Annotated in this window: 2 protein-coding genes; both read left to right on the plus strand. The window is 57.3% G+C overall.

Annotated features, from left to right (window positions below; genetic code table 11):
- A partial coding sequence (locus tag ACRESJ_RS21850; protein WP_431759767.1) for an aminotransferase class V-fold PLP-dependent enzyme occupies positions 1-789 on the plus strand: 789 nt, incomplete at its 5' end.
- Between the two features lie 89 nt (positions 790-878).
- A partial coding sequence (locus ACRESJ_RS21855) for a YdeI/OmpD-associated family protein (RefSeq protein ID WP_431759768.1) occupies positions 879-1,375 on the plus strand: 497 nt, incomplete at its 3' end.

The following is a 1,375-nucleotide window of genomic DNA, read 5'->3' on the forward strand; positions in this document are numbered from 1 at the left end:
GCCTACGCCCCACCCCCTCTGGACGAAGTGCTGGCAGCCATTGCGGCTTCGAGGCCGCAGATTGTCTTCGCCCCCCACGTTGAAACCTCATCAGGGATTATCCTGCCCGACGAGTACCTGCGGGCCGTCGGCGACGCCGTGCATGCCGTGGGTGGCCTGTTCGTGCTGGACTGCATCGCCTCAGGCACGCTTTGGGTTGATATGCACAAATGCGCAGTCGACCTGCTGATCAGCGCACCGCAGAAAGGCTGGAGCGCCTCCCCTTGCTGCGCCCTGGTGATGCTCAGTGCTTTGGCCCTCGAGCGCATCGAACAGACGCATAGCAGCAGCTTCGCCTGCGACCTGAAAAAGTGGCTTCAGATCATGCAGGCCTACGAACAGGGCGGACATGCCTACCATGCGACCATGCCCAGCGATTCCCTCGCGCGATTCAACGAAGTGATGAAAGAGACGCAAGCCTACGGTTTCGACAAGGTCCGCGGCGAACAACAGGCTCTGGGCGATCAGGTGCGCGCAATGTTGACCGGCAAAGGCATCAAAAGCGTGGCCGCAGCCGGCTTTCAGGCTCCTGGCGTAGTGGTGAGCTACACCGATGATGCCGACATCAAGAGCGGTAAGAAATTTGCCAACCACGGCCTGCAGATCGCCGCCGGAGTGCCGTTGCAATGCGACGAGCCGGCCGATTTCCAGACCTTTCGCATCGGTTTGTTCGGACTCGAAAAGCTGCACAATATCGAGCGCACGGTCAGCACCCTCGAGAAGGCACTGGACGAGGTGATGGATAGCTAAGCACTCATCTTGGCGTCATCAATGTCGCATTTAAACGCGACAGTGATGTTGCCAGAAAGTAGTCAGGCGAATTAGTTGGAGGAGTGGCAATGACAATAATCGATGTGAAATCCCGATTCGAAGCAAAGCTTCTTCGTCCGGCAAAGCCCGGTAATGATACGTCCTGGGCGTTCGCAGTACTGCCAAGAGACGCGAGTGAACCGCTTCCGAGGCGGGGAAGGACGACAGTTGAAGGCACAATCAATGGGCACCATTTCCAGGCAACTCTTGAGCCCGATGGTCAGCTGAGCCATTGGCTGAAGGTAACCAGTGAGCTACTCGACGCCGCAGGTGTGGCCGTTGGGGATGTCGTTACACTCGAACTAACCCCTGTGAAGAAGGAACCCGAGCCTGATATCCCGGCAGATTTTCAGGAAGCACTGGCAGCCACCCCTGAGGCTCTTAAAGTTTGGAATAACACGACGACCATCGCACGCGTTGACTGGATTCACTGGATCACTTCAGCCAAGCAACTCAAGACGCGCGAAAAGCGAATGGGTGATGCCTGCGACATGCTTGCAACCGGCAAGAAGCATGTGTGCTGTTT

It is taken from the genome of Pseudomonas sp., from assembly GCF_050739655.1.
GTDB lineage: Bacteria > Pseudomonadota > Gammaproteobacteria > Pseudomonadales > Pseudomonadaceae > Aquipseudomonas.